Source organism: Bradyrhizobium yuanmingense, assembly GCF_029167105.1.
GTDB lineage: Bacteria > Pseudomonadota > Alphaproteobacteria > Rhizobiales > Xanthobacteraceae > Bradyrhizobium > Bradyrhizobium yuanmingense_A.
This window is the reverse complement of the sequence record NZ_JARFML010000018.1, coordinates 128,804-154,007: the sequence shown is the minus strand read 5'-3', so window position 1 is coordinate 154,007 and position 25,204 is coordinate 128,804. Positions and strand designations below refer to the sequence as shown.

The window sequence follows — 25,204 nt, the reverse complement described above, 5'->3', positions numbered from 1 at the left end:
AATTGTGCTCATGGCTACTTTCCGAAGCTGGCGAACGAACGCACGAGGTGAAGAACGGGACTTCCCCCCATGATGACGAACATGGCTGGGAGCAGGAACAGCACCATCGGAATGGTCAGCTTGGCGCCCAACTTGTGCGCCCTTTCTTCCAGCTTGGTGATGCGTTCCCGCCGCAGGTCGAGTGCAATACTGCGCAGCGCCTGGCCCAACGGCGTTCCGTACTGCAAGCTCTGGCTGATCATCGTGCCGAACCGGCGAAGACCATCCGAAGTGACCGCCAAATTCTCGAATGCTTCGACGCGACTTGGCAGTATCCGGAGATCATCAAGGAGACGGTGCAGCACCCAGGCCATGGCAGGATTGGTCGACTTCATTTCTTCGGCGACACGCCCCAACCCGCTTTCCAGGCCCATTCCCGCCTCGCTGCACACGATCAGCAAATCGATCATATCCGGCGTGCCCAGCCGAATGGCAGCATCAAAGCGCCGCTTCATCACCGACAGAGCCAATCGCGGACCCAAGATTCCGATCACCACACCCATCAGCGTGAAGACCAGCACGTCGGCAGGTCTCCTTCCCGAAAGTTGCGCCAGAAGCAGCGCAATGACAGGCAGCGCGAACATGCTGACGATCTTGATGCCGATCCAGATCGGCAAGGTTCTATGATGATTGAATCCAGATGAGTGGAGGACCGTTCGTAGCTCCTCCAGATTCTCCTCGGCGTAGAAGCGCCGATAGCGCATGCCCAGCCATGAAAACCAACCGGTCAGGTCTTTGAAGGGGGCAGACCGGTAAGGGATACCCATCACGGCGTTTGAGACCCGCGTGTCCAATGCACGGACGTGTAGTTCGCGGATGATCAACATGAAGGCCGCCGTTCCAGCTACGACTGCGAGGGCCGCCAGCCCGAGACCAAAAGTCATAGTTCCGTTTCCCGCCTGACCATCCAACTTATCACCAGATGCCCGATGAGCACCGAGGCTACCGCGTAAGCCAGAAGCTTGTTTCCGGTCGGGTCAGTGAACAGCAAATCGACGTTCTGCGGATTGGCCGCGTATAGCAATGCTCCGGCAATCAGGGGCGAGATCGTGAGTGCTCGCGAGGAGAAGATCACTTCTCCCGCGAGCGCCTTGGCGCGAGCAGCGAGCGCAACACGCTGGCTCACCGTGTCGCCCAGCGTCTGCAAGGTCTCGGCCAAGCTGCCGCCGGACTTCAATTGAACCGCAAGTGTCACCGCAAACATCGCATACTCTGCCACTTGCGTTCGCCGATAGACGCCTTCGACGGCTTCCTCCGGAGGTCTTCCCAGATTCATTTCGCTGCATACGATTGCAAATTGTCCCGACGTCGGTTGCGGCATTTCGCGCGCGATGGTGCGAAATGCTTCGTGCACAGGCAGACCCGATCGAACCGTACTCGTCACCAGCTGAATGGCGTCAGGCAGCTGCCGGAAAAGTTGACTGGCGAAGCGACGTTGCTGCCAGCCAAACAGACCTCGCACGACTACCACGGCGGCAACCGCAGCCGCGACAGACACGTAGAAAACGGAAAATCCCAACAGGCGATTAGCGTAGAAGATCGCTGCTACGGCGATAGCGGCAGCAAGCAGCACATACGCCGGATGCCAGGCGTGAACCATCTCGGGCCTGTAATTGGCCAAACGGTGAAGAAGCATATATCGGGAGCCGGTCTCCGCCCGGCGAATGGATGGCAGGCTGGCCGGATGGGAGGCCGGTAGAGCGACCGCCAGCCGGCGGTCCATGCGTCGCTCCCGGCCGTCGAGCCACAACGAGCCGACGGCTGCGCACATCGCAAGCACCAGAACAGCGACGATCACGGCCTCAGGTATCATATCTGCCTCACTGCCTCGGCCCAGGCGCGATCGAGCCCGAAATAGACGAGACGGCTCTTGAATTTCGGGACTGCAAGGGTGGCCCGGTAAGTGCCCGAGATCCGCCCGTGCTCGTCCTCCTCCTGGTATTCGAAAGTTGCGATGTCATTGGTGGTGATCACATCCGATTCCAGCCCCATCACCTCGCTGATCTGGATAATGCGACGTTGCCCATCGCGCATGCGTTCGACTTGCACGATGAGATCCAGCGCAGCGACGATCTGAGTTCGAATGGCTCGCGACGGCAGATTCACCTGCCCCATCTGCACCATGTTCTCGATGCGGGTCAGGGCATCGCGGGCGCTATTGGCATGGACCGTGGAGATCGAACCATCATGGCCTGTGTTCATCGCCTGCAGCATGTCAAACGCTTCAGCGCCGCGCACCTCGCCCACGACGATCCGGTCAGGACGCATGCGCAGCGCATTCCACAAGAGATCGCGCTGTGTCACCTGCCCCGTGCCTTCAAGGCTGGGAGGCCGGGTCTCCAGGCTGATCACGTGCGGCTGCTGGAGCTGCAACTCCGCCGCATCCTCGATGGTGACGACGCGTTCGCTGTGATCGATGAACTGGCTCATGGCATTGAGCAGCGTCGTCTTGCCGGACCCGGTGCCGCCGGAGACCAGGACATTGAGCCGACACCGGGCGGCAATCTCCAGCAATTGTCCGACGGCTGCCGTCATCGAGCCGTTTTCGATCAGTGCGGCGATATCCAGGCGGCGGCTCGGAAATTTTCGAATCGAGATGCAGGGGCTGTGGATCGCCAGCGGCGGGAAGATGATGTTGACGCGGCTGCCGTCGGTCAAGCGGCAATCCACCATCGGACTGGATTCGTCGATGCGCCGTCCAACTTGCGCGGCAATTTTCTGGGCCACCGATGCGATGTGATCATTGTCGCGGAAGCGCACCGCGATCCGCTCCAGCTTGCCGGCTCGTTCGACATAAACGTTACTCGGCCCGTTGATCATGATGTCGTTGATCGATTGATCGAGCAGAAGCGGACGCAGCGGCCCATAGCCGGTCATGTCGTCGGCAATCTCGTCCGCCAGTTGAAGCTGCTCGCGACCCGACAGTTCGAGCCGTTCCTCATTGGCGATGCCATGGATGATTTCCTCGATCTGGCGCCGAAGGACGTCACGCGAAACAGTTGCGGCCACCGATGGCTCAATCTGCTCGATGACGCGTTCGCGCAGTGAAGCTGGCATCACCGGCCGGTCAATCGAAGCCTCGTCGCGTCTTGATGCAGGCACGCTTGGCGTCGTTGCAGCCAAGCTCGGCGTCGATGCAGGCAAGCGAACCGGCGTTTCCTCGTCGCGCCTACCAAACTTTCTCATAGCCCCAGCAGCCTCCTCAGCCGTCCCTTCTGCTCGGCGCCGAGCCCCGTGATCTCCCGTACGATCGGCGCGAGATGGCGTCGCAGTGCAGATACGTGCTTCAGCGCGGGAATTCCGAGATTGACCGCCTGGGTCATGCCCTTCCCGAGATCGGGTACGACCATGTCAGGCTCTGTCCCCAACGCCTTGACCACCGCGGCCCTGGGAAGGCCGCCCGGGCGATTGGCACGGTTCAGCAAGGTGAAGACCCGATCCCTGCCGGCAATGTTGGTGACGGCGGTCCGTAGTGCGTGGGCATTGCGAAGTCCGGTCACCTCCGCCTCCAGCAGCACCAGCACGTGCCGGGAAAGAGAGATCACCGGATGGATGGATGACGGAAACGGGACCGGGACATCGACCACGATGTAGTTGAATCGTTGGCGGAGCAGGCCAAGGACGTGCCTCACGCCCGCTTCGGTGATGTCGAGCTGAGCGTCCAGCTCCTCATCGGCGGAAATCAGGCTAACCCGCTCGTTGACTGCAATTGCGGCGCGCTCGAGGAACAACGTGTCCGCCCGCATCGGGTTCTCCAGGGCGATGCGCAGGCCCGGTCCGGGCTGAACACCCAGCATCACGGCTGTTTCGCCGCCTTGAAGATGAAGATCGAGCAGCGCGACCTTGGCCTTGGTGGTCTCCGCCAGTTGCAGCGCGAGATTGATGGCGATGCTCGTTGCGCCGGCACCGCCCTGCGCGCCGCAGATCGAGATCACATGCCCGCCTCGGTCGGTTGCCGCCGGCGCACGATCGCCCAGCAGCTTTGGGCGCAGCTGGTCCAGCACCATGTCCCGCGTGATCGGTCTCGGCAGGTACTCGGTCAAGCCGAGCTCCATAAGCGCGCGATAGAAGGTGATCTCCCTGCTTTCACCGATCAGAGCCACCCGGACATCGGGCGGACAGACGCCGGCCAGCCGCTCCAGTTCGGCAAATGGACCATCGATACCACTGATGTCCGTCACCAGGGCGAATAGTTCGGTGTCCGTTTCGAGCATCCGTATGGCATTGCGGATCGTGCCCCGCTTGATCGAAATGTTGCTGCCTTCAAGGCCCTTGCGCAGAGCCGCGGCACTCAATTCGTCATTGACGAAGCAGACGATTCGATTGCGGGCGACAACAGACGTCGCTTCTTCAGGCGTACTGAGGGCCGCTATGTTAACGCTCATCAACGTTTCTCCAGCAACTTGCCTGCCTGAACCACCATCGTCGCTCCGCGGCGGGACACTTCCGACCCGTCGCAGTTGATCGGAACGTCGCCGTCGGCAGATTCCTGTTTCCTGACGGAGTATTGCTTTATCTGACCACCGGAATGAACAACGACCGCTGCAGTCCGGCCGGCAATCGCATTTTGGCGGGCGATTTCCGGCGACACATCGCAGCTGGACATCGCGCCGGTGTCCGCCGTATCCCACTGCTCGACTGCGGCCCGCACCGCCAGGGAAAGCGTTCCGAGCTGCCTTGCGACCGTGATCTTCTTGACCTGGTCCGGGGCAAGCTCCAACGATACAGTCTGCGCTTGCTTGCCGGCCACCGAGCCGGCTACCGAGCTTACAGTTCGGCCACCCTGCATGATTTCCTGGTCAATCGCGATGACTCGAACGTTTCCTAGAACGGTCTCGCTCAGGGCCCGGCGCGCGGGATCTGCCTTCTCGAACACCTGGGTCAACAAGACATCAACATGATCACCTGGCCTGATCAGCCCCGACACGCCAGACTCCTCGTCCACCTTGATGCTGATTGCACGGCTATCCGGTGCCAGGACGCTGGCCAGGAAGCCACGATCCCGAGGTCGCAATACGTCCTGCAAGGTGATGGGACTGCCAGCGTCGACGAACTTGCGAACCAGAGAGCCGGGAAGTCCGGCCTTCGAGTCCGGTGTTTCCAGGATCGCTCCTGCAGGGAGGCGTTCAGGCGACACCGAGCGCACGGCGAAATCGTCTTCGCGGGCCAATGTACCTTTCGACAGTGGACGTGCCGCGACAAAATACCCGACAGTCGAAGCAGGCGCCGGCCCTTGCGCCGTAACGGTTACAGGAACCTGTTTCGGCAGGTTCATGTTGTAGGCGATCAGCCCGAATGCGGTGGTTGCGAGCAAGAGCACCAGGATGATCGAGAGGCGCAACGTGGATGACATGTCAAAATCCTCTGCTCGAGATGGTCCAGATGCCACCGCACGCTATGGCCACCCCATAAGGCAGGGGCGCGTGTCGCACGTGGCGCCAGCGCTCGATCGCGTAGACGCGGCGTGCGAGCGACGATCCGACCGGCGCCAACCTCGGATATGGCAGGACGCGCATCACCAGATGCACCAGGGCAAGAACGCCCCCGGCCAGCGTGGTTACCGTCAGCAACTCAATCAAGCCCGTCGGCGGCAGGCCAATGGCCAAAGCTACCAGTAACTTGACGTCGCCCCCGCCAATCCCGCCACGCTGGTAGAGCGCGAGCAGCAGCAGGAACAGGATCGTCGCGGCGATGAGGGATTCGGCAAGTTGCATTGGGCTGGCAAGCTGACGGGCGATCCCGAGCAGCGCCAGCAAGAGACAGACGTCATTTCGGATCGTGCGGGTCGCGACGTCGAGCGTTGCGACATACAGCAACAACGAGATTTCCAGTATCGAGACGATGGAACAAACCCAGCTCATGCATGCCTCAGGGTGGTGGGAAGGCACAGCAAGAATAAGAATGGAGAGAATAACATTCGGAGGGGGACACATTCCGATGCCCCCCTCTGGCCGGACGGCCGTATCAGACCGCCGCAGTAAAAGCGGTGGTGATCGCGGTGATCCCGCCTGTCAGCGCGGTTCCGATCGCACCGCCGGCACCAACGCCGAACACAGCCGACACTGCGCCGATGATGCAAACCGCGACGATGATGTACTCGAATGACACCACGCCGTCCTGGTCCGTCCGCAGACGCTTCAACGCTTCCTTGGTCTCGATGAAATGATGCAACATAGGAGGAATCCCTTCTTTCAGGATGGATTTTCAGACACCTTGGCAATTTCAGCGGCTGCGGATTTATCTCCAGCCCCGCCAGCGACAAACTATTCATTAAATGTCTATTATCGTCAACATTTAATATATAATGCCTATTTCGAATTAACCCACCGCGAAACGAGCCGTCAAGACAATCCCAGAATCGACAAAAGCATTGTGAATCAAAGGCCATAGATGACCTAATGACCGAATCCCCGGGCGAGCGCTGGCTGAGAGTCGCTAAATAACCACCGGATTATTACGGATGAGCGACGTTATAATAAGATTAATCGACAATCATGTGAAGGCGATATGATCGAGCGGATGCTGCGCCCAGGCCGGCGCGCCTCGAGCAAATTTCGCGACGTGCGAAAGCCGCGACGCAACACACCTGTTACGACGGGTGAGGTGATCCGTTCGAAGATTCCGATCGCACGCTGCCTTGTAGCCCCACGATTTGGTTACTTACACTGCCGCAATCATCAGTTCGTGTTCGCGCTTCAATATCTGCGCCGTTTGCAAGCAGAGGCTCGATGAACTGCAGTCAATCGCAACTCGAGCCGGATTCGCTCAAGCCGAACGAAAGATGTCAGCTCTTCTGAAGCGGCGGGATGCATCAGCGCAGTCGGCAAGGCGTTGGCGAATGCAGCCAGTCCCATCGTCGTGTCCGGCGTAGCGCATCCGAATGTCCAGGCGAGCCAGGTACCGACTTTGCAGTCGGCACCCTTAGCCATCTCCTCGCAATGCGTCAGACGAGATCCCCGTGGTAGCTGACAAGCGTTCCCATGTTCTTGTCTGCCTCAGTCCGGAAGCCCGCGGGATCGTACTGGCCCAGCAAGCTGATATTGGCGATTTGAACCGACTTCAGCACCTCTGGGAACAGGCTAGAATTCACGGTAACCGCCGGCCGATTCGTCATTGGTGATGTTCAAGCGCTTGGCGGATGAGCTCGCCTTCGAGGCTCTCGAGTTCGAGCAGATCGTGGAAGAAAAATCAGCCACCTGATCCGTGCGACAAGCACGAGGTCGTGGAATTTAAGTCACCCTCTCAGCGAAAGCGCGGCTGACGCGAAGAGGTTAAGCCGGCTAGATCGTGCGTGCATAACGGATCTTTGCGCATGACTCCGCGAACGATCGCTGCACCGCATCGAACTGCGCATTGCGCTTCGGTGGCCCAGATCCGGAACATTCTGCTTCTGGTTCTTTCTGCAGCAAGCGGTATCTTGCTGCGACGGACAGAACACACCGTCCGTTTTGCCCGCTCCAATTTCCTATTGTACGACAAGCACGTGACCGACTTGTCCCATCGGATCTGCGCGCAGTATCGAATGGGTGAAGATATAGAAACTAGGGAAACGCCGAATAGCAAACCGGCCGTGTCCACTCCAACAAAAAACGTCGCACCAGACGCGCTTTGCTCTATCGAAGAATTTAAAAAAGCCCTTGCGGGCCAGTTTCTTAAGGGTGGTGGGCGCACCAGGGCTCGAACCTGGGACCCGCTGATTAAGAGTTCAAAACCGGCGCCTCCCTGCGATTTCTGAATCTGCGCCACACTACGACAACGTCCAAGAAGGTCTTTTATTTATAGGGACTTGTCGCATAGCTTCGCAGTCCAGCGAACCCCGACCTTCAAACACCTCAGTTCGCCAAAACCGTTTGAAAACCGTTTTAGCAGTTCACGCGGCCCTCATGACCGACATTCGCATTGCTCTCAGCGACAAGGCCATCGCTCAGCTACCGAAGCCCGAAGATGGCTGGTATCTGGCTCGCGACACCGAGTTAAAAGGCTTCTCGTGGTTGTGGGGAAGCGGAAGAGGACGTTCACTGTTCAAGGTGATCTTCGACAAAGTGGAAAGCGAGCCTCAACCATCAGAGTATCGATTGGAGATGCGAGCGAGTTGACGACCCGAGCAGCCCGCGCGATTGCCAAGGAATATCTTGCTCAGATCAGCAAAGGACAGCACCCGAAAACGAGACTAGACGGAAGGGCCGGACAGGCTGAGACCGATGGGAATAGTGCCGTAGCGGCCGCTACCCTAAAGCAGGCTTGGCAACGCTATCTGGAAGCCCACCTGATCCGAAAAGGCCGTAGCGAGAAAACGATAAGTGGATATCGGGATCACGTCGAACGTCTCTTTTCGGAATGGCTTGAGACCCCTCTGCTCGATCTCGCGAACGATCCCGGCCGCGTCGCCAAAAAGCATGATCAGCTCACCAGGGAGAACGGTCCGTATATGGCGAATGGCAGCATGCGGACGCTGCGGGCCATCTACAATCATGCTCGGAAGACCAATCGATCGTTGCCACGTGACAATCCCGCAGATGCAGTCGATTGGAATCAGGAGGAGCGCAGGAACACTGGTATGGGCACCGGTGACTTGAAAGAATGGTTCTTAGAGCTGGCTAGTCTGGACAATCCGATCCGGCGCGAATTCCATCTTTTCACATTACTCTGTGGCTCCAGGCCCACCGCATTGCAGCAGGCCAAGCCCGAGCACATCAATTTTCGAAGGCGAACGCTCCACATCCCAAAGCCCAAGGGAGGCAGTAAGCGGGCGTTCGGCATCCCGCTATCTCGGGAAATGATCCTGAGCCTCATCAGGGTGCTTCGTTTCGGCAGGCAAATGCATCCGTCTCAGGCGCAAAAATGGCTATTCCCAGCTGAGAGCGCTTCAGGGCACTTAGCGGAAACAAAAGGAAGATCGAGATATTCTATCAAAATGGGGCAATGACCTTCGTCAAACATTTCGGACGATTGCCACCGCTGCCGGCGTTTCTGAGTTCGATGCCAAGCTCCTCATGAACCATTCTATCCCTGGTGTGAACGCTGGCTATGTCACCCGACACAAGCTGGTTGAAGACCACCTGCGCAGCCAGCAACAAGCTATTAGCACTGTCGTGTTTTCCGCACTCGGTAAGTCGCTTGCGGAGGAGGGCGTCCTGATAAATTGGCTTGGCCACGGAGCCAGCCGAAGAGCCGTGACCCAATTCCGATTCGAGCCAAACACTCTGGGGAGCAAGAAAGAACTCGCCAGGCCGCATGACTTCAGGCTGGCCGCCGGCGGCGTGTCCGGTGACCGGTTTCCAAACACGTACTAAGGACCTGCGCCTACTGGCGCTCTGTACTTAACGAACTCAAGACCTTGAGCGTCTTTTTGGCCACAACGGATCAGACTCCGAATGGCGGAATCAAAATCAGTTTGCTTATTCAATGATTTCAATGACCATTTGGAAAACAGAGCTGAGTTCCCATCTAGCGATATCAATTGCTTAGCGGGCGCTTCCAAATAAGGAAGTACCTTGCAAGAGACGACCGTCGGACCAATCGCAACTAGAGTGTCGGGGGTTCGAGTCTCCGGTCCGCTACATGGCTAAATCCACTACCGTGGAGGCACTGTTCTCTTGCCAAAGGGTAGCTTAACTGCCGGCTTGGCGCCTTGATAGCCCGTCAGAAGCCGCCGTTCCTACGCGCTCCCCCATGCGTAGGCGTAAAACTCACATTTCGCCGGAGCCGCTGATCAAGAGGCGCGTGATGTCGTAGGAACATTTGACACGCATTCCTCGAATGAGGCAACAAACATGCATTGCAGCCTTAGGATATTTTCCTCTATCGGAATTGCCGGCTTAATGCCACAAGTCGGCGCTCGAGTTGTCCGAGAGCGAGACACAGGCCTGCTACCTCCCTAGCCTCACTAATAGCTCTATTCCTAGGTAAATAGGTGGACCTATAGTGCAGCGAATCGCGACTTTCAGATGTCCGTCGGCAAGGCAGGCTCTCGTAAGGTGGCTGCGACTATAATGCAAAACTCACGAATGATCTCCGGGTGGTTGTCGTCGAGATAGCGAGCAATCTTTTGATTACCGAGCAGCTGCGAAACGTAGCGCGCGGCAACCACCAGATCGAGCATGTCCCGACCGTAGGATGCCTCCACTGCGGCGAGTTGCTTTCGGATGTCCTGTAATTCTCGGTCCATGAGCGCGAGGTCCGCTGACGTAACCACGGACGGACGGCTTTGGCGTGCGGGTTTGATCCTCTCTGCGTTGTCCGTTCCCGCAAGGATGGCTCTGGCATACGACGGGGAGTAGTTCGAGGCGGCCATCATCAGTTCGCAAGCCTCAACCTGCCGCGTCGGCTTCATTTTTCGCAGAACATTAAACGTCGTCGGGTTTAAGGACTTGTTTTTCAGGAGTGCGACCGCGTTAGGAGCGATGCCGCGCAGCAGATCGCGGCGCTGCTTGATGAGGGCAACGTCAACCCCAAGAGCCCTCGCAATCCGCTGTTCGGAGACCCCGCGCTCTAGGGCTCGGAGGATCAGAAGGTGCTCCTGGATGATGCCGAGCCGGATGACCTACAGCGAGAAACCCAACCATGCTCGCGTGCCGGCCTTCACATCCCCCTGGAACATAAGCCGATGAGGAGCTCGATGATGCACTGTCTTGGAAGCGCTGCTAACAGCGCGTTCTTTCAACGATCGTCCCGTCGTTAACTGTAGAAAATACCTCCGTCCACGTTGAGGGCCTGACCTGTCACAAACGCTGAATCATCGGACGCGAAAAACGCCACGGGCCCGACGACGTCCTCCGGCTGCCCAAGCCGGTGCAAGTCCGTGACCTTCTCGAAATAGGCGACGCGCTCAGGATCACGGAGATTGTTCATCCCCATCTCGGTCACGATGATGCCCGGGCATACGGCATTGACCGTGATGCCGTGGCCTCCGAACTCCATAGACGAAACCCGGGTGAAGCCGACCACGGCCGACTTCGACGCGGCGTAGTGGGACTGTCCCGGACCGCCCGTTCGTGCCGCGAGCGAGGCGATGTTGACGATCCGTCCGTATTTGCGCTCCTTCATGTGCGGCACCACGGATTGGGTCATCTGGAAGACGCCCCGTGTGTTCACGGCGAATGTCTGATCCCATGCCTCGGTGGTCAGCTCGTCGATCGTCGCCAGTCGGAGGATGCCGGCGTTGTTGACGAGGACGTCGATGTGTCCCAGCCCCTGCACGGCTTCCGCCATGGCCCGCTTGCAATCCCCGAGATCGCTGACGTCGCCAAGCACCGGGATGCAACGACCACCGAGCGCGGCGATATCGGCGACGGTCTCGAGCAGGACTTTCTCCTGAGGTGCCATGTCGGTCAGCGCGAGATCATAGCCGCGCCTGGCAAGACCCATGGCGATTGCTCGGCCAATTCCGCGGCTGGCTCCCGTAACGATTGCATGTCGGGCCATGTTATTTTCCCCTATTGGTCGGATTGACGTATTGATGATGTGGTTGGCTCACGCCTGAGCGGGCTTGCGCACGGGAAGCGAGTTCATCGCCTTCGCGGTCTCCTCGAATGACACGAGGTTGGCGCCGGAGCCGAGACCCGTCGCGACAATTGCGGATGTCGCCGTCGCAAGCCTGGCGCAGTCCAGCAAATCCCAGTCGCGCACGAGACCCGCGATGAAGCCGCCGGTGTAGGAATCGCCGCATCCCGACGTATCACGAACCTTCACCTCGAAGGCAGGTACGGTGAATTGACGTCCGTCGCGCGTCATCACGAACGAGCCGTCGGCGCCCATCGAGATAGCGCAGGCTCCGGCTCCCTTCTCGATGAAGAAGCGCGCGCATGCGGCCGGATCCGCGATCCCAACCATCGCATGGGTCTCGTCAATACTTGGCATGAAGAAGTCGACATAAGGCATCAGAGGCTCGACCAGTGCCAACGTCTCGCCGCGAGCCTGGATCAGGTCGAGCGTCGTCGTGCAGCCGGCCGCCTTCGCCTCGCGCAGCAATGCGACGGACGGCGCTCCATCCATCGCCAGCAGGGAGCCAACCCCGCCGAGATGCAGAATCTTGCTCCGGCAAGCGGCGCTTTGCGTTTCGGGTGCGATGCGCCAGCGGGCGGAAGCGCCCCTTGCGTGCATGACCGGACGCGAGCCGTCGGGCCGGATCGGCAGGATCGTGGCCGAGGTCGGACTGCCGGCCATCCGCTCCATGAGAGAGATGTCGATGCCTTCGCGCTCCAGCGCGTTCAGCATCCAGTCGGCCTTCTCGTCGGAGCCGACGGCGCCGACCGCGAGCGCCTTCAGACCGAGACGCGCGCAAGGGACGACCGTTCCGCCGGCGGTGCCCGCGACCGCGAGCCGAATTTCTTCGATCAGCAAACGGCCGCCACCAGGCGGAATCTCGGTCACCGGCACTCCCAGAATGTCCAGAATATAAGTGCCGCAGACGCTGACGTCGTGAGAGTGAGTCATGATTTCTCGCAGAACAGTAGTTGGATCGTGATCTATCTCGACAGCTGAGGGACCTTGGGCGTGCCCTCGCTATCGCGCAGGCCGTACTGTCCCCACCGCTTCAGGATGCTGTCGATTTCCCCGTCCGGCAGCAGCGGAGGAGCGCCGAGTTGAAGACAGCCGTGATATTGCTTGGCGAGCACCTCGACCTCCACGGCGAGCCACAAGGCCTTGCGCAAATTAGGACCGATGGCGATCAGCCCGTGATGTGCGAGCAGGCAGGCGCGGCGATAGCAGAGCGCGTTGAGGGCCGCCTGCGACAACTCGGCCGTGCCGTATTGAGCATAGGGCGCACAGGGGATGTCGTTTCCGCCGGCCGCGGCGATCATGTAGTGGATCGCAGGGATCGAGCGATTCATGATCGCGATGATGGTGCAGAAGACCGGATGGGCGTGAACGACGGCGCCGACCTCCGGTTTCGACTTCAGGATGTCGAGGTGAAAGCGCCATTCCGTCGATGGAACGTTGCCGGCCGACGCGGTCCACGAGCCATCCCACTTCATCGCCACTATGTCTTTGGGCTTCATACGGTCGTAGGGAAGACCGGACGGCGTCAGCAGGATGCCGTCATCGGTTCGAACGCTGATGTTTCCGGACGTTCCCTGGTTGATGCCTTGCGCCGCCATCTCGCGGCACGCGTCGATGATGGATTGACGGAGTTCGAGCTCTGCTTCACGCCCGGTCATACCTTGCTCCCACCCTCGTTCATGCACTTGCTCCGAGCTGGACCTGGCGGTCGACCAATAGCCAGGTGGCTCGCGCGGTCGCCAGCACCTCCTGCTCCGCATCGAGCAAGGCGCTCTCGGCAAAGAGCTTGCGCCCTTCCCGCCCGGTCGGCCACGCCGCCACAACGCATCGATCTCCCGGGCGCGGTCGGCGCTCGATCCGTGCGGCCATGCGTCCGAGCAGGGCCGTCTCGTCACCGTTCAGCCCGAGGTGACGGGCGCCCACGCTGCAATAGCCGGTCGGGCAATCGAGGGCGGCCCAGACGAATTCGGGCGCGACATAGCCGTCCACGCCGGACAGACTGCCATAGGGTACCCAGGGCGCCGCGAACACGACCGGCTTGCCCGGGACGGTGCCCGCCTCTAGCGGACCTGCGAAGATCCGCAGACCGTCGCCATGGCCGCGCGCGGGGCCGCAGACGAAGCATCCCGGAAGGTTGTGAGTCTTCTCGTCGTAGGGTGTTCTGCCGACTGCCTCTTCAGCCGCCGCGTAGCTCACCCGGGGAATGTCCGACACATCGATTCCTGCTCTACGCGCCGTCGCGAGCAGCCTGCCGTTCTCGTGCAACTCAATCCCGCCGTCCGCCTTCGTCCGCACGTCGAGCGGCCGCTCCAGCGGCGGCGGGGCGCGCAGCGTCACTTCGGCGTCTCCGGCAACGTGCCTTGCGAGACATCCGCATACATAGCCGCCGTTGCCGGAATTAGGCGGGCCCCGGAAGCGCCTGTCGATGACCAGCGATGCCATTGCAGTTCTCGTTCGCGGCGCTCAGCGTCCCATCGCGAAGAACTCGTCGTTCGGGCGCATGCTGGTGACGTTGGCGAGGCGGTTCGACATGCCGAAGAATGCCGCGATGGCCGCAATGTCCCAGACGTCCTCCTCGGTGAATCCGTGTCCTTTGAGATCCCGGACGTCAGAGTCGTCCACCTCATAGGCGCGCGCCGAGACCTTCATCGCGAAATCGAGCATCGCCCTTTGCCGCGCGGTGATATCGGCCTTGCGATAATTGGCGGCGACCTGATCCGCGATCAGCGGATTCTTCGCGCGTACGCGCAGGATGGCGCCGTGTGCGACGACGCAATACTGGCATTGATTGGCGCTGCTGGTCGCGACAACGATCATCTCGCGCTCGGCCTTGGTGATCGGCCCGGGCTTGTCCATCAGAGCGTCGTGATAGGCGAAGAATGCCCGAAACTCGTCAGGACGATGCGCGAGTGTCAGGAAGACGTTGGGGACGAAGCCGGACTTCTCCTGAACCGCCTCGATCCGCGAGCGAATATCCTCCGGCAGCGTCGCGATATCGGGAACGGGAAAGCGGCTGATGGCGGGCGCAGACATGTTCCAAGCTCCTGTTAGACTGCCGCAAGCGCGACGAGCGTTTCCCGATAGGCCTCGAAGGCATCGCGGCGATCGGCGGCGTAGGGCTCGACCCGCACGAGGCAGGTATGGGCCGAGCAGCCCTGGCCGAATTGAGACGTGCCGATATCGAGCGTGAGCACGTTCGGATTGCCGGCGACCTCCAGACCGCTATTGCCCGTCGGCGTGAACCAGGCACCGGTCGGAAGCACCAGCACGCCTTGACGGACCATGGCAGTGACCTCCGCCGTCGCAAGGCACTCGCCGCGGCCGTTCCAGATGCGGATGGTCTGGCCGTCTTCGACGCCGAGAGCAGCCGCGTCGTCGGGATGAAGGCGAGCCTGTTCACGGCCATTGCGCTTCATGGCCCGGCTCGATGCGCCGGTTTCGAGCTGACTGTGAAGACGGCCGGCCGGCTGATGGGACACCAGGTGCATTTGGCCGGCGGCTGCATCGCCGAGCCATTCAGCGGGCTCGATCCACGCGGGATGCGGGCGGCAGTCGGCATAATCCAGCCTGGCCAGAGTTTCGCTGCCGAGCACGATCTTTCCGCTTTCGGTCTTGAGCGCATACGCCTCCGGCTTGTTCCGGAAGTCGGCCAAGTAGGTATGGTCTGTCTTGACCGGGCAGCGGGCATAGCCGGCTTCCCAGAACGCATCGAAATCCGGCATCTCGAAGCCGAAGCGCTGCGAGGCGTCGCTGCGGCAGGCTTCGTAGAGATGCCGGACCCAGCCCATTTCGTCGCGGCCTTCGTTGAACCGATCGGCGACGCCGAGCTTGCCCGCAATCGCGTCGAAGATCGCAAGGTCGGAGCGGGATTCGCCCAGCGGCTCGATCGCCTGCTTCATGGCCAGGATGAAGTCGGATCGCCTGTTGCCGGCAAGATCGTTGCGCTCTACCGAGGTGGTCGCCGGCAGCACGATGTCGGCCCGTTGCGCTGTCGCCGTGAACATCGGGTCCTGCACGATGATCGTTTCGGGCCTCGTCCAGGCTTCCGACAGGCGATTGAGGTCCTGATGATGGTGGTAGGGATTGCCGCCCGCCCAATACACCAGCCTCGTATCCGGGTAGGTGCGGGTCTCGCCTTCATAGCTGAACGGTTTGCCGGGGTTGAGCAGCATGTCGCTGATCCGCGCCACGGGAATGAAGCTGTCGATCGGCCTGGTCAGCTGTGAAATGGCAGGAGAGCGGCCCAGATTGAGCGGTGCCCCGACGCCTCCCAGCGAGGCGTAGCCGTAACCGACGCCGCCGCCCGGCAATCCGATCTGGCCGACAATCGATGCAAGTCCGAGCGCCGCCCAGAACGGCTGTTCGCCGTGATGGGCGCGCTGCAGGCTCCAGCTCACCGTCAGCATGCTCCGCGTGTCGACCAGGCGCCTCGCCAGCGTCGCGATCCGGTCCGCATCGAGGCCGCATATGCTCGCGGCCCACACGGCCTCCTTGCGCACACTATCAGTCTTGCCCTTCAGATAGCCGAGCAGGCGATCCGCGCCGCTGGTGCAGCGCGCGAGGAAATCCGCATCGTGCCGGCCCGCCTTCACGATCTCGCCGGCAAGGCCGAGCATCAGCGCGGCATCCGTGTTCGGCCGGATCGGCCACCATTCGGCGTTGACCCAGTCGGGCAGATCGTCCTTCAGCGGGGAGACGTGGATGATCTTGACGCCGCGTTCGACGATCTGCCTGAGATAGGTTTCGAGCCGGTGGCTGCCAATTCCCCCCGCCTCATTCTGCGCGGTTCGCGGCGAGAGAGCGCCGAACACCACCAGCGTCTCGGTGTGCTGTGCGATGGTGTCGAGCGTATTGGCGCGGCCGCCGCAGGCGTCGTCGCTGCCCAGCGTGTGGCGCAGGATGACGGGGCCTGCGGCGATGGAATAGGTATCGACGTGCCTGGTGAAGCCGCCAACCAGATTGAGCATGCGCTTCAGAAGCGAAGACGCATGATGAAGGCGGCCGGAGTTGGTCCAGCCATAGGAGCCTGCGAAGATCGACGCGTTGCCGAACGTGCCCGCCACGCGCCTTATCTCGTCCGCAACCAGCGTCGTCGCCTCGTCCCAGCTAACCGGTACAAATCTCTCCCGGCCGCGCCCGCGGCGATCGCTCTTTTCACGCTTGTCCAACCAGCCGGAACGAACCATCGGTCGCAGCACGCGCCGCTCGGGATTGGCCCATTCGGCGATGGAATGAATGATCGGGGACGGCGCCGGATCGTGCTCGAACGGTTCGACGCCGACGATGCGGTTATCCTCGACGAGGATCGTGTAAGCACCCCAATGGCTGCAATGCGGGATCCGCTTGATCCTGCTCATGCGTCGACCGCTACGAGATCGCGCCGCATCTGCGCGGCAAATTCGGGATAGGTCTCGGCGAGTTCGTCGAACACACGGCCGCGGAGCAGGTCGAGCGTCGATCGATCGGGCAGTGCCGTCTGCCGCGGCTCGACGTCATGGGCGAAGCGAAAGCCGGTCGCCTGCTTGATCTCCGCAAGATTGTGCCCGGGATGAACGCTCTCGAGATCGAACCCGGGCCGCGTCTTGTCAAATCGAAAGAGGCCCTTGCCGGTCAGGAGAGCAACGGGGCCGCCGCTCCGAAACACCCCCTCGGAACTGATGCCGGGGGCACTGATGAAGTCCACCTTCTCGACGAAGACACGCGGCGTGTGCTCTTCGCGAAACAGGATGACGCGCGGCACGACGAAGTAGAGATAGGCCGACCCGAACGAGCCGGGCCAGCGCACGCTGGAGCGCGGATAATCACCGGCGCCGACGAGGTTCACATTGCCGAAGCCGTCGATCTGGCCGCCGCCAAGGAAGAACGCATCGATCCGGCCTTGACCTGCACAATCGAACAGCTCGGCCGAACCGTTGGTGAAGAAATTATGCTCGACAGAGCCGAGGATGGAGATGCGCGGACCGACGGCGCCGCCCGCCTCCTTCATAGCCCGCAGCAGCATCGCGCCGGCAGCGGGAATCGGAGAGGAGGCGCCTACGGCGACATGCCTGACGCCGTCGAGCAGCCGCGCGATCGTGCAAATCAGCACTTCGCGAGGGAGAACTTCGGCCATCACGCGGGCTCCGTCTGCGCCTGCGCCATATAGGCGGAGAAGCCGTCAGCCGTTCGCGCGGCCTTCGCATAACGTGCGATCTCCGCGCTGTCGGCGGGATACTCGCCCCACAGACCATAGGGCCACGCGCCCTTCGGTGCGCGCGCGACTGCCGTGACGTAGAGTGCCGGCAGCACACCGGCGGCGCTCATCTCGTCAGCGAGCAGATTTTCCTCGACGATGCGCTCCACCGTGACGAGAACGGTGCGCGAGGCGTAGGCCATGGCGGCAAGCTCGCGCCGCCGCCCAATCCAGACATTGCCGAAGCGATCCGCCATCGGAACGTGGAAGATCGTGACGTCGGGCTTGATGGCCGGAATCAGCACGATCGGATCGCCCCCGTCAGCCAGCGGATTGTCGATCACGCGCCAATCGTCGCGATGGCGGAGCAGATCCGTTCCGATCAGCCCCCGGAGCGGCATGAAGGGACTGCCCTTCTGCGCCGCCATCAGACCCGCATGGATGGCGGGGCACGTCGCGTCCTTCGGTCGAACCGCGCCTTCCCTGACGGCTGCGTTGAAGCGGGGCGCTCCACCCGCCTCGCCGAGCGAGACAGCGCTGGTCTCCACCGTCCGGACCAGACCTGCGCCGACAAGCTGGTCGACCTGCAATCCACCGGTCGGCACGCAGACGAGATCGAGATCACCCGCGCCATGCTCGATCATTGGCCGCGTCATCGCCATGGAGACGCCGGCGTAGTCGACCGGCAAAGCCACCCGCATGCCCGGCTCGATGTGCTTCGCCATTGCGCGAGGCTCGCTCAACACCCTTGCCCCCTCCACCATGTTCTATATTGTAGAACGCAATTCCAAATTTATGTTAGGCGGATTTTGCTGACGCTGTCAATCTGGCTTCGCTGAGGGGCCTTAATTTGCAGCGTTTCCGCCCGCGCAGCCGGTCACAGCGTCGTACCATTGCTCCGCGATCGGACGACTCGACTTGACAAGACGAAGCGGTAAGCCAACAATAATTGGAATAACGTTCTATAATATAGAACACGTTGGGAGGAAAGAATGGGTGAGCCCGCGGCTCAGCGCCCGATGCGCGCCGGCGATGCGAACGTTCGGACATTGCCGACCGGCCGCCAGCGGGACCGCGACGCGATCGGATCGAGCATCGCCGTCCGCGACGCGGTGAAAAGATACGGCAGCTTCCACGCGGTCGACCGCATCAGCATCGACATCGAGCCGGGCGAGTTCATCACGCTTCTTGGCCCTTCCGGCAGCGGAAAGACGACGCTGCTCAATCTCGTTGCCGGCTTCCAGAGCCTCGACAGCGGCGAGATCCTCGTCGACGGCAAGCCGGTCCACAACGTGCCTACGCACAACCGCGGCTTCGGCATGGTGTTCCAGAGCTACGCGCTGTTTCCGAACATGACGGTCAGCCAGAACGTCGCGTTTCCGCTTCGCATGGCCGGTGTCGATCGGGCGACTGCGGAGCGACGCGTCGCCGAAACGCTGGAGATCATGCGACTGACGGAGCATGCGACGAAGTCTCCTTCGCAAATGTCCGGCGGGCAGCAGCAGCGCGTCGCAATCGCCCGCGCGATCGTCAGGGAGCCCAAGGTCGTGCTGATGGACGAGCCCCTCAGCGCCCTGGACCGGCGGTTGCGCGAACAGATCCAGATCGAGATCCGCGACCTTCACCGGACCATCGGCAGCACGATCCTGTTCGTCACCCATGATCAGGGAGAAGCCCTGACGATGAGCGACCGCATCGCGGTACTCAACGCCGGCAAGATCGTTCAAATCGGCCGTCCGCTGGACATCTATCGGCATCCGATCGATCGGTTCGTCGCCTCGTTCGTGGGCGAGAGCAATCTGATCGAGGCGGAGATTCTGCAGAAGCGCGGCTCGACACTGACGATGAAGAACCGTGCAGGATACGTGTTCAGCGCCGAAAGCCGGGACACGATCGATGTCGGGCGCGCAACGGTGCTCGTGCGTCCGGAACGCATTGCCGTGTCGAACGAGCCGAGTGCGAACTCCACGCCCGTCAGCGTCACCTCTACGATCTTCCTCGGCGAGATCCTGCGGATCGAGGCGCAAATGGAGGGTGGAGATCCGCTCCTGATCCGGTGCACCGACATGGCCGACCGGCCATTGCCGAACGTCGGGGATCGTCTGCACGTGAACTGGGGCGCCGCGGACTGCTGGGTGCTTGCATGACCTCGGCATCGATCGGCGTCCAGGCGGACCGTGCTGCGGATCTCGACCTCGTGAGGAGGTTGAAGGATCCGGCGCTGCTGCTCCTGCCTGCGCTCGCGTTTCTGGCCTTCATCTATCTCCTGCCCCTGATCGATCTCATCCGGATCAGCGTGAGCGGGCCGTCTTGGACGTCCTACTTCGAGCGGGTATTCGCGATACCGCTCTATTGGGATTCGCTCGTCCGCACGATGCAGATCTCGGTCACCGTTGCGTGCCTGTGCCTGCTGTTCGGATATCCGACGGCGCTGCTCATTCACCGCAGCCGCGGCATTACCCAGGCCCTGATCGCGACCGCGATCGTACTGCCCTATTTCATCGCCATCCTGATCCGGACCTACGCTTGGATGGTCCTGCTCGGCCGCAACGGGCCGGTCAACAAGCTGTTGGTTTCGATCGGAATATTGAGCGAGCCGGCGCAGCTCCTCTTCAATCGCGGCACGGTGCTTCTCGGCATGACCGCGGTGCTTCTGCCGCTGATGGTGCTGACGATCTATTCCAGCGTCGCGCGCCTCGATCAAAGCCTGACCCGCGCGGCGCTTGCCAGCGGCGCCGGGCCCATTGCCGCGTTCTGGCGCGTGTTGCTGCCGCTGACCCTGCCGGGCATGGGCGCCGGCTTCCTGCTGGTCTTCGTCGCCGCGATCGGGTTCTTCATCACGCCGACGCTGCTCGGGGGACCCGGCGACCAGATGTTTGCCATGCATATCACGCAGCAGGCAGACTCGGTCACATCCGAGGGATTCCTGCAGGCCTTGGGCGTGGTGCTGCTGGCGATCACGTTGGCGGTGGTCGCGGTAGCCGGACGTTTCCTCGGCTTCGAATTCATATGGGGTGGCCGCAAGCTGACCGAGGCCACACCGACAACGGCTGACCGCCGCGCAGCCGATGTCAGCCGCCGCAGTGTCGCCGCCTCAGCTGCCGACTTGATCGGCTGGCCGCTTCTGAGACTTTTCGGGCGGCTGCCGGCGAGCTTCGGAACCTGGACAGTTCGCCTCATGGGCGGACTGGTCATTGCCATTCTCATCCTGCCGATCATCGTGGTGATGATCATTTCCTTCAGCAGCGCAAGCTATCTGACCTTCCCGCCGCCGGGCTTCTCATTTCGCTGGTATGAGCAGTTCTTTTCCGATTCGAACTGGATGCGGGCGTTCTGGACGTCCTTGGTGGTCGCGGCGATGTCGGCGGGAATCGCGATCGTGCTGGGCGCGTCGGCCGCCCTCGGCATCGTCAGGAGCAGCATTCGTGGCAAGTCCACCATCATGCTGCTGCTCGTCAGTCCGATCATCGTGCCTCCGGTCGTGCTCGGCCTGTCGCTCTACAGCCTGTTCCTGCGTTTCGACCTGGTCGGCTCCGTCTTCGGCCTTGCCGCGGCGCATGCGATCGGCGGCCTTCCCCTCGTCGTGGTGATCGTGTCCGCATCGCTTCAAGGCGTCGATACCAGACTCGAACAGGCCGCTGCCGTCCATGGCGCATCGTCCCTGACGGTGTTCCGCCTGGTGACCCTGCCTGCCATCATGCCCGGCCTGGCTGCGGCGACATTCTTTGCCTTCCTGCATTCGTTCGACGAGCTGGTGCTGACGCTGTTCCTGTCGAGCGCGGAGCTGAAGACGCTGCCCCTCATGCTTTGGGGTGACGTCAATTACCGGCTCAATCCGGTGCTGGCCGTGGTCTCGACGCTGGAGGTGCTGCTGGTGGTCGCCGGGCTAGCCCTTGCCCGACCGGTTCTCGCCACGTCGCGGAAGGCAACGTGACGCAGATCAAGATTCAACTGGAGGAAGAGAAAATGCTGGGAATGAAACGCTGGCGACTGTCGGTTTCCGTAGTGGCCTCGGCCTTGTGCATTGCGATGGGGATGGGCTTGGCTCAAGCACAGAGCAACGTCGTGATCATGCAGGATCCGGGCGGCGGATATGGCGATGCATTGCGCAAAGTCATGTACGACCCGTTCGAGAAGGAGACCGGCATCAAGGTGGTTACCGTCCAGGAGGCCCGTAGCGGCCCGCGCATCAAGGCTCAGGCCGAAGCCGGCAAGGCGCAATGGGACCTGACGTTCATCTTCGACCAGGAGACGAAGCTGCTTGGCGACTGCTGCCTGGCCGACATCGACTATTCCAAGCTGTCCGACGGGGCGAAGCAGACGCTGGCGGCAATGCCGGACAACCTGAAGCGCAAGAAGGGCGTGGCGCTGCAGGTGATCGGCGTCGGCCTCGTCTACAACAAGGACAAGTACAAGGGCGAGAACGTACCGACCACTTGGGCCGACTTTTGGGATGTGAAGAAATTTCCCGGCCGCCGCTGCATGCCCGCCTGGCCTCGTTTCGTGTTCGAGGCGGCGCTGATGGCCGACGGCGTGGAAAAGAGCAAGCTCTACCCGATCGACATGGAGCGGGCGCTGAAGAAGGTCAAGGAGATCAAGCCGCACATCGCCAAGTGGTGGACGACGTCGGCACAGCCGCCGCAGCTGCTGCTCGACGGAGAGGCCGACATGTGCATGGCCTACACCGGCTCGATGAGCAAGCTCGCCCTGGAGGGCGCCCCGATCGAGCTGACCTTCAATCAGGGCTTCGTCTACTACGACTTCTTCTCGATCCCCAAGGGAGCGCCGAACTACGATAACGCGCTGAAGCTGTTGTCCTGGCGGCTTGAGCCCAAGCGCGCGGCGCAGCTCACCTCGACCTTCCCGGTCGCCCTTCCCTCCCAGGTCGTGTTCGAGGCCGCGACCGACAAGAAGCTCGCCCGCTACTGGGCCAACAACCCGGACAACGTCTCCAAGGCGATCGAATGGAGCCCGGATTATTGGGGCGCGGCTTCGCCGGCCGGAAAATCCACCAATGAGGAGTACGGGCAGGAGAAGCTCAACGCCTTGCTGGCCCAGTAGGCAGGCCGACCGGCCCCGATCCGAGAGGATCGGGGCCGATCTCACACGCGGGCTGTTGCGGATCGTGCGACCATGCTAGACGCTGTGAAAGATCATTCTACTTTGGCTGGTGGATGGATAAGGCTTTTACCAAGGGGCTACGTCTCCTGGAAGCACTTGCTCTGAGCGAGCAGCCCCGGGGGGTCACGGACCTCGCGAGCGAGCTGAAGCTCACCAAGAGCAACGTGCATCGGCTGTTAATGACCCTGCAGTCCCAGGGCTATGTGCGCCAGATCCCCCCTCACAGCACCTACGAGCTCACGACCAAGATCTGGGCGCTCGGCAGCCATGTCATCCACCGGATGGACCTGATCAACGTCGCGCGGCCGGCCATGACGAAGCTTGCCGAGATTACCGGCGAAACCATTCACCTGTCCGTGCTCGAGGACACCGACGTCGTCTACGTCGACAAGATCGAGAGCGCTCACCATATCCGCGCCCATACGAGCGTGGGCATGCGCGCCCCCGCCTTCACCATGGCGACAGGGAAGGCGATGCTCGCACATATGCCAGATGACTATCTGGAACGTTTTCGGCCGCATCTCAGGCGCTACACGGAAGCGACTCGAACGACGATCGAGGAGCTGCGCGAGGACATCGAGCTGGCACGCGCGCAGGGTTACTCCTCCGTGCTGCACGGCGAGTGGCGCGAGGGGATTGCGGCCTGCGCCTGCGCAATCCTCGGCCGCTCCGGCGAGCTCGTCGGAGCGATCGGCATGTCCGGACCCGATACGCGTATCAAGCGCAAGCAGATCAAGGAATATTCGGTTCACGTCATGGAGGCAGCCCGAACCATCGGCGCGGCCCTCGGCTATTCCAACAGACCGCCGGCATACCCCGTCGTAAGAGGCGATTCGAGACAATCACATCAATCGCGACGGGCTCCCTGATCCCCGGACGTCATCGTCTGTGCGACGCCCCGCCGCCGTGGCGGCCAGGTGAGCGTTTTCACCAGACCGGTCGCCTTCACGGCCGTCACCAACGTCGTGAACGAACCGGCGGAAACCGCGGTGTCCACGATGTCGGTGGCGCGCCCCAGAACGACCAAGCAGGCTGACGGCCATGGCCACGCCGGCCACGAGCGAACGAACTACGGGCGTCATCAATCTCTCCAGGTGTGTTTCATCCATGCCGACCCAATGGATGCACGCACTCCGCGCATCCATCGTCCGATCGGTTACGATCGACTTCGCAACAGCTGGACATCGCGCGCTCGAAAAGCGGGGCGTTCTACGTGTTGGCGGCGAAGGTAGCGATGTCGTTGGCGCTCAGTCCGCGCCCTGCGACATCGCGGCCGAATAGCGTGCAGTGAGCCGCAGAGATCGATCTGATCGAGCCGGTGGGCAGGCTCGTTCGAGCGTCGGCCCGATCGGTCATCCCGCGCAAGCCATGCTGCCGGAACAAACCGCCCTGCCCGGCCAAATCGGCCGTGGACCCGATCCCGAAATCGGTGCAGAAAGGCCTTCTGAGGCGGGGCGGCCGGTCGGCCAAGCCTCTGGAAAACGTCGACTTTTAGCAGGAATGGTCGGAGTGGCAGGATGAACCTGCGACCCCTCCGTCCCGAACGTAAGTAGTAAGCGAAAAGATCAACAAAAACAATTAAGTTCGACCGCGATTGACCACCTTTATCGCCGTTTATTCAATGGGTTCGGTGGTCAATCGGTGGTCAGCCCTTTTTGTGACAGCGCCGTTGAGCTACGCCCTTCAGGTCGTAGCTCAACTTTCGACCTATGCATGCCATGACGCCGCTACCGCGCTTTGGAGCGTGGTGTCGTTCGGCAAAGCCTAGATACTCGGATTGGACGGGTCAAACCCTGCATGGTTGGCCGAATAGGTGGCCATGGCCTGGACTAGCTGCGAGATCTGGCTGTCGATCTTGAGGCCACCGGCCGTGATCTCCTGCAGCGCACCTGCGCTACCGGAGAACCAATTGCTGACCGTCGTGCTGGTGCTGGTCCCAAGAAGGTCGATCTTCAGATCATTGCCGACCTGCTCGAACCAGAGGTTCTGGTCGGTGATGCCACTGAGGAAATCGATCTCGTTCTTCGAGCCTGACGCGGATGAAAGATTGATCTGCGCCTGCCCCGTATTCGTGGTGACCTGGTACACGTTGCTTCTAGCGCCACCATAGGCCGTCTCGGCTCCCGCGCCGAACTGAAAGATGTTCGCGCCATAATCGTTGCCGGTGAGTGTGGCGTTCGCGGCACTTCCGACCCAGGTGAACGTTGACACCGCATCCACGATGTTGGAGCTGCTCCAACTGGTCCCATTGGCGAATAAGAACTGCTCTACGCCGTAGTTGGCGGTCTGCGAGTAGTCCTGATTGTCGACCTTGATCGTCGCGCCAATCGTAAGCACCGAGACAAGCAAGGCGCCGCCGGACCGGCTGAC

Annotated in this window: 23 protein-coding genes; 6 read left to right on the top strand and 17 right to left on the bottom strand. The window is 61.4% G+C overall.

Annotated elements, in window-relative coordinates:
• Positions 1–14: 14 nt before the first annotated feature.
• The 7 genes from P0R31_RS23615 to P0R31_RS23585 all read right to left on the bottom strand — a co-directional run bounded on the left by P0R31_RS23615 (position 15) and on the right by P0R31_RS23585 (position 6,213).
• Complete coding sequence (locus P0R31_RS23615) at positions 15–923, bottom strand: type II secretion system F family protein (RefSeq protein ID WP_036008129.1); 909 nt, start codon at positions 921–923, stop codon at positions 15–17.
• Complete coding sequence (locus P0R31_RS23610) at positions 920–1,852, bottom strand: type II secretion system F family protein (protein ID WP_275516581.1); 933 nt, start codon at positions 1,850–1,852, stop codon at positions 920–922. Before P0R31_RS23610 ends, P0R31_RS23615 begins: the two co-directional genes overlap by 4 nt.
• Positions 1,849–3,225: a CpaF family protein gene (locus P0R31_RS23605; RefSeq protein WP_275516580.1), complete on the bottom strand. Its 1,377-nt coding sequence runs from the start codon at positions 3,223–3,225 to the stop codon at positions 1,849–1,851. The genes P0R31_RS23610 and P0R31_RS23605 overlap by 4 nt, the downstream gene beginning before the upstream one ends.
• The gene (locus tag P0R31_RS23600; protein WP_275516599.1) at positions 3,222–4,424 is read right to left on the bottom strand and encodes an AAA family ATPase; all 1,203 of its coding nucleotides are present in this window, start codon (positions 4,422–4,424) and stop codon (positions 3,222–3,224) included. The genes P0R31_RS23605 and P0R31_RS23600 overlap by 4 nt, the downstream gene beginning before the upstream one ends.
• The gene (gene cpaB / locus P0R31_RS23595) at positions 4,424–5,392 is read right to left on the bottom strand and encodes a Flp pilus assembly protein CpaB (RefSeq protein WP_275516579.1); all 969 of its coding nucleotides are present in this window, start codon (positions 5,390–5,392) and stop codon (positions 4,424–4,426) included. The genes P0R31_RS23600 and cpaB overlap by 1 nt, the downstream gene beginning before the upstream one ends.
• Before the next feature lies 1 nt (position 5,393).
• Positions 5,394–5,900, bottom strand: coding sequence for an A24 family peptidase (locus P0R31_RS23590; protein WP_275511574.1), 507 nt, complete (start codon positions 5,898–5,900; stop codon positions 5,394–5,396).
• A 103-nt stretch (positions 5,901–6,003) separates the two neighbouring features.
• Entirely contained in the window at positions 6,004–6,213 is a 210-nt protein-coding gene (locus P0R31_RS23585; RefSeq protein ID WP_036008144.1) for a hypothetical protein, read from the bottom strand.
• 1,709 nt (positions 6,214–7,922) lie between these two features.
• Here P0R31_RS23585 and P0R31_RS23580 point away from each other — a divergent pair.
• Both P0R31_RS23580 and P0R31_RS23575 read left to right on the top strand, forming a co-directional pair.
• On the top strand, positions 7,923–8,135 hold the full coding sequence (locus tag P0R31_RS23580) for a hypothetical protein (protein WP_275516578.1): 213 nt from the start codon (positions 7,923–7,925) through the stop codon (positions 8,133–8,135).
• Positions 8,132–8,965: a hypothetical protein gene (locus P0R31_RS23575; RefSeq protein WP_275516576.1), complete on the top strand. Its 834-nt coding sequence runs from the start codon at positions 8,132–8,134 to the stop codon at positions 8,963–8,965. Before P0R31_RS23580 ends, P0R31_RS23575 begins: the two co-directional genes overlap by 4 nt.
• Positions 8,966–9,982: 1,017 nt before the next feature.
• Here P0R31_RS23575 and P0R31_RS23570 read toward each other — a convergent pair.
• From P0R31_RS23570 to P0R31_RS23530, 9 genes are all read right to left on the bottom strand, one after another.
• Entirely contained in the window at positions 9,983–10,564 is a 582-nt protein-coding gene (locus P0R31_RS23570; RefSeq protein WP_275516598.1) for a plasmid partitioning protein RepB C-terminal domain-containing protein, read from the bottom strand.
• Between the two features lie 152 nt (positions 10,565–10,716).
• A complete protein-coding gene (locus P0R31_RS23565) occupies positions 10,717–11,463 on the bottom strand; it encodes an SDR family NAD(P)-dependent oxidoreductase (protein ID WP_275516574.1) in 747 nt (248 codons plus the stop codon).
• A 48-nt stretch (positions 11,464–11,511) separates the two neighbouring features.
• Positions 11,512–12,474 (bottom strand): sugar kinase, encoded by a 963-nt coding sequence (locus P0R31_RS23560; protein WP_275516573.1) that lies wholly within the window; start codon positions 12,472–12,474, stop codon positions 11,512–11,514.
• A 32-nt stretch (positions 12,475–12,506) separates the two neighbouring features.
• Positions 12,507–13,199, bottom strand: a complete 693-nt coding sequence (locus tag P0R31_RS23555) for a class II aldolase/adducin family protein (protein WP_275516572.1) — start codon at positions 13,197–13,199, stop codon at positions 12,507–12,509.
• 19 nt (positions 13,200–13,218) lie between these two features.
• Positions 13,219–13,983 carry a hypothetical protein gene (locus tag P0R31_RS23550; RefSeq protein WP_275516571.1) on the bottom strand — a complete coding sequence of 255 codons (765 nt, stop codon included), beginning with the start codon at positions 13,981–13,983 and terminating at the stop codon, positions 13,219–13,221.
• A gap of 21 nt (positions 13,984–14,004) precedes the next feature.
• Complete coding sequence (locus P0R31_RS23545; RefSeq protein WP_212091779.1) at positions 14,005–14,574, bottom strand: peroxidase-related enzyme; 570 nt, start codon at positions 14,572–14,574, stop codon at positions 14,005–14,007.
• 14 nt (positions 14,575–14,588) lie between these two features.
• A complete protein-coding gene (locus P0R31_RS23540) occupies positions 14,589–16,898 on the bottom strand; it encodes a molybdopterin-dependent oxidoreductase (protein ID WP_275516568.1) in 2,310 nt (769 codons plus the stop codon).
• Complete coding sequence (locus P0R31_RS23535) at positions 16,895–17,653, bottom strand: CoA transferase (protein ID WP_275516567.1); 759 nt, start codon at positions 17,651–17,653, stop codon at positions 16,895–16,897. The genes P0R31_RS23540 and P0R31_RS23535 overlap by 4 nt, the downstream gene beginning before the upstream one ends.
• Positions 17,653–18,438 (bottom strand): CoA transferase subunit A, encoded by a 786-nt coding sequence (locus tag P0R31_RS23530; RefSeq protein WP_275516566.1) that lies wholly within the window; start codon positions 18,436–18,438, stop codon positions 17,653–17,655. The genes P0R31_RS23535 and P0R31_RS23530 overlap by 1 nt, the downstream gene beginning before the upstream one ends.
• Before the next feature lie 267 nt (positions 18,439–18,705).
• Between P0R31_RS23530 and P0R31_RS23525 the strand changes: the two genes are divergently transcribed.
• The 4 genes from P0R31_RS23525 to P0R31_RS23510 all read left to right on the top strand — a co-directional run bounded on the left by P0R31_RS23525 (position 18,706) and on the right by P0R31_RS23510 (position 23,703).
• Entirely contained in the window at positions 18,706–19,860 is a 1,155-nt protein-coding gene (locus P0R31_RS23525) for an ABC transporter ATP-binding protein (protein WP_275516565.1), read from the top strand.
• On the top strand, positions 19,857–21,647 hold the full coding sequence (locus tag P0R31_RS23520) for an ABC transporter permease subunit (RefSeq protein WP_275516564.1): 1,791 nt from the start codon (positions 19,857–19,859) through the stop codon (positions 21,645–21,647). Before P0R31_RS23525 ends, P0R31_RS23520 begins: the two co-directional genes overlap by 4 nt.
• Positions 21,648–21,748: 101 nt before the next feature.
• Positions 21,749–22,774 carry an extracellular solute-binding protein gene (locus P0R31_RS23515; protein ID WP_275516597.1) on the top strand — a complete coding sequence of 342 codons (1,026 nt, stop codon included), beginning with the start codon at positions 21,749–21,751 and terminating at the stop codon, positions 22,772–22,774.
• 113 nt (positions 22,775–22,887) lie between these two features.
• Complete coding sequence (locus P0R31_RS23510; RefSeq protein ID WP_275516562.1) at positions 22,888–23,703, top strand: IclR family transcriptional regulator; 816 nt, start codon at positions 22,888–22,890, stop codon at positions 23,701–23,703.
• Between the two features lie 895 nt (positions 23,704–24,598).
• Here P0R31_RS23510 and P0R31_RS23505 read toward each other — a convergent pair.
• On the bottom strand, positions 24,599–25,183 hold the full coding sequence (locus P0R31_RS23505) for a calcium-binding protein (RefSeq protein ID WP_275516560.1): 585 nt from the start codon (positions 25,181–25,183) through the stop codon (positions 24,599–24,601).
• Positions 25,184–25,204 lie beyond the last annotated feature (21 nt).

Bases quoted from the DNA above. Each gene is read 5' to 3' on its own strand.
- P0R31_RS23560 (WP_275516573.1), bottom strand. From the start codon at position 12,474: ATGACTCACTCTCACGACGTCAGCGTCTGCGGCACTTATATTCTGGAC.
- P0R31_RS23580 (WP_275516578.1), top strand. From the start codon at position 7,923: ATGACCGACATTCGCATTGCTCTCAGCGACAAGGCCATCGCTCAGCTA.
- P0R31_RS23605 (WP_275516580.1), bottom strand. From the start codon at position 3,225: ATGAGAAAGTTTGGTAGGCGCGACGAGGAAACGCCGGTTCGCTTGCCT.
- P0R31_RS23510 (WP_275516562.1), top strand. From the start codon at position 22,888: ATGGATAAGGCTTTTACCAAGGGGCTACGTCTCCTGGAAGCACTTGCT.
- P0R31_RS23550 (WP_275516571.1), bottom strand. From the start codon at position 13,983: ATGGCATCGCTGGTCATCGACAGGCGCTTCCGGGGCCCGCCTAATTCC.
- P0R31_RS23540 (WP_275516568.1), bottom strand. From the start codon at position 16,898: ATGAGCAGGATCAAGCGGATCCCGCATTGCAGCCATTGGGGTGCTTAC.
- P0R31_RS23520 (WP_275516564.1), top strand. From the start codon at position 19,857: ATGACCTCGGCATCGATCGGCGTCCAGGCGGACCGTGCTGCGGATCTC.
- P0R31_RS23525 (WP_275516565.1), top strand. From the start codon at position 18,706: ATGGGTGAGCCCGCGGCTCAGCGCCCGATGCGCGCCGGCGATGCGAAC.
- P0R31_RS23555 (WP_275516572.1), bottom strand. From the start codon at position 13,199: ATGACCGGGCGTGAAGCAGAGCTCGAACTCCGTCAATCCATCATCGAC.
- P0R31_RS23590 (WP_275511574.1), bottom strand. From the start codon at position 5,900: ATGAGCTGGGTTTGTTCCATCGTCTCGATACTGGAAATCTCGTTGTTG.
- P0R31_RS23585 (WP_036008144.1), bottom strand. From the start codon at position 6,213: ATGTTGCATCATTTCATCGAGACCAAGGAAGCGTTGAAGCGTCTGCGG.
- P0R31_RS23610 (WP_275516581.1), bottom strand. From the start codon at position 1,852: ATGATACCTGAGGCCGTGATCGTCGCTGTTCTGGTGCTTGCGATGTGC.
- P0R31_RS23600 (WP_275516599.1), bottom strand. From the start codon at position 4,424: ATGAGCGTTAACATAGCGGCCCTCAGTACGCCTGAAGAAGCGACGTCT.
- P0R31_RS23535 (WP_275516567.1), bottom strand. From the start codon at position 17,653: ATGGCCGAAGTTCTCCCTCGCGAAGTGCTGATTTGCACGATCGCGCGG.
- P0R31_RS23565 (WP_275516574.1), bottom strand. From the start codon at position 11,463: ATGGCCCGACATGCAATCGTTACGGGAGCCAGCCGCGGAATTGGCCGA.
- cpaB (WP_275516579.1), bottom strand. From the start codon at position 5,392: ATGTCATCCACGTTGCGCCTCTCGATCATCCTGGTGCTCTTGCTCGCA.
- P0R31_RS23530 (WP_275516566.1), bottom strand. From the start codon at position 18,438: ATGGCGAAGCACATCGAGCCGGGCATGCGGGTGGCTTTGCCGGTCGAC.
- P0R31_RS23515 (WP_275516597.1), top strand. From the start codon at position 21,749: ATGGGCTTGGCTCAAGCACAGAGCAACGTCGTGATCATGCAGGATCCG.
- P0R31_RS23615 (WP_036008129.1), bottom strand. From the start codon at position 923: ATGACTTTTGGTCTCGGGCTGGCGGCCCTCGCAGTCGTAGCTGGAACG.
- P0R31_RS23545 (WP_212091779.1), bottom strand. From the start codon at position 14,574: ATGTCTGCGCCCGCCATCAGCCGCTTTCCCGTTCCCGATATCGCGACG.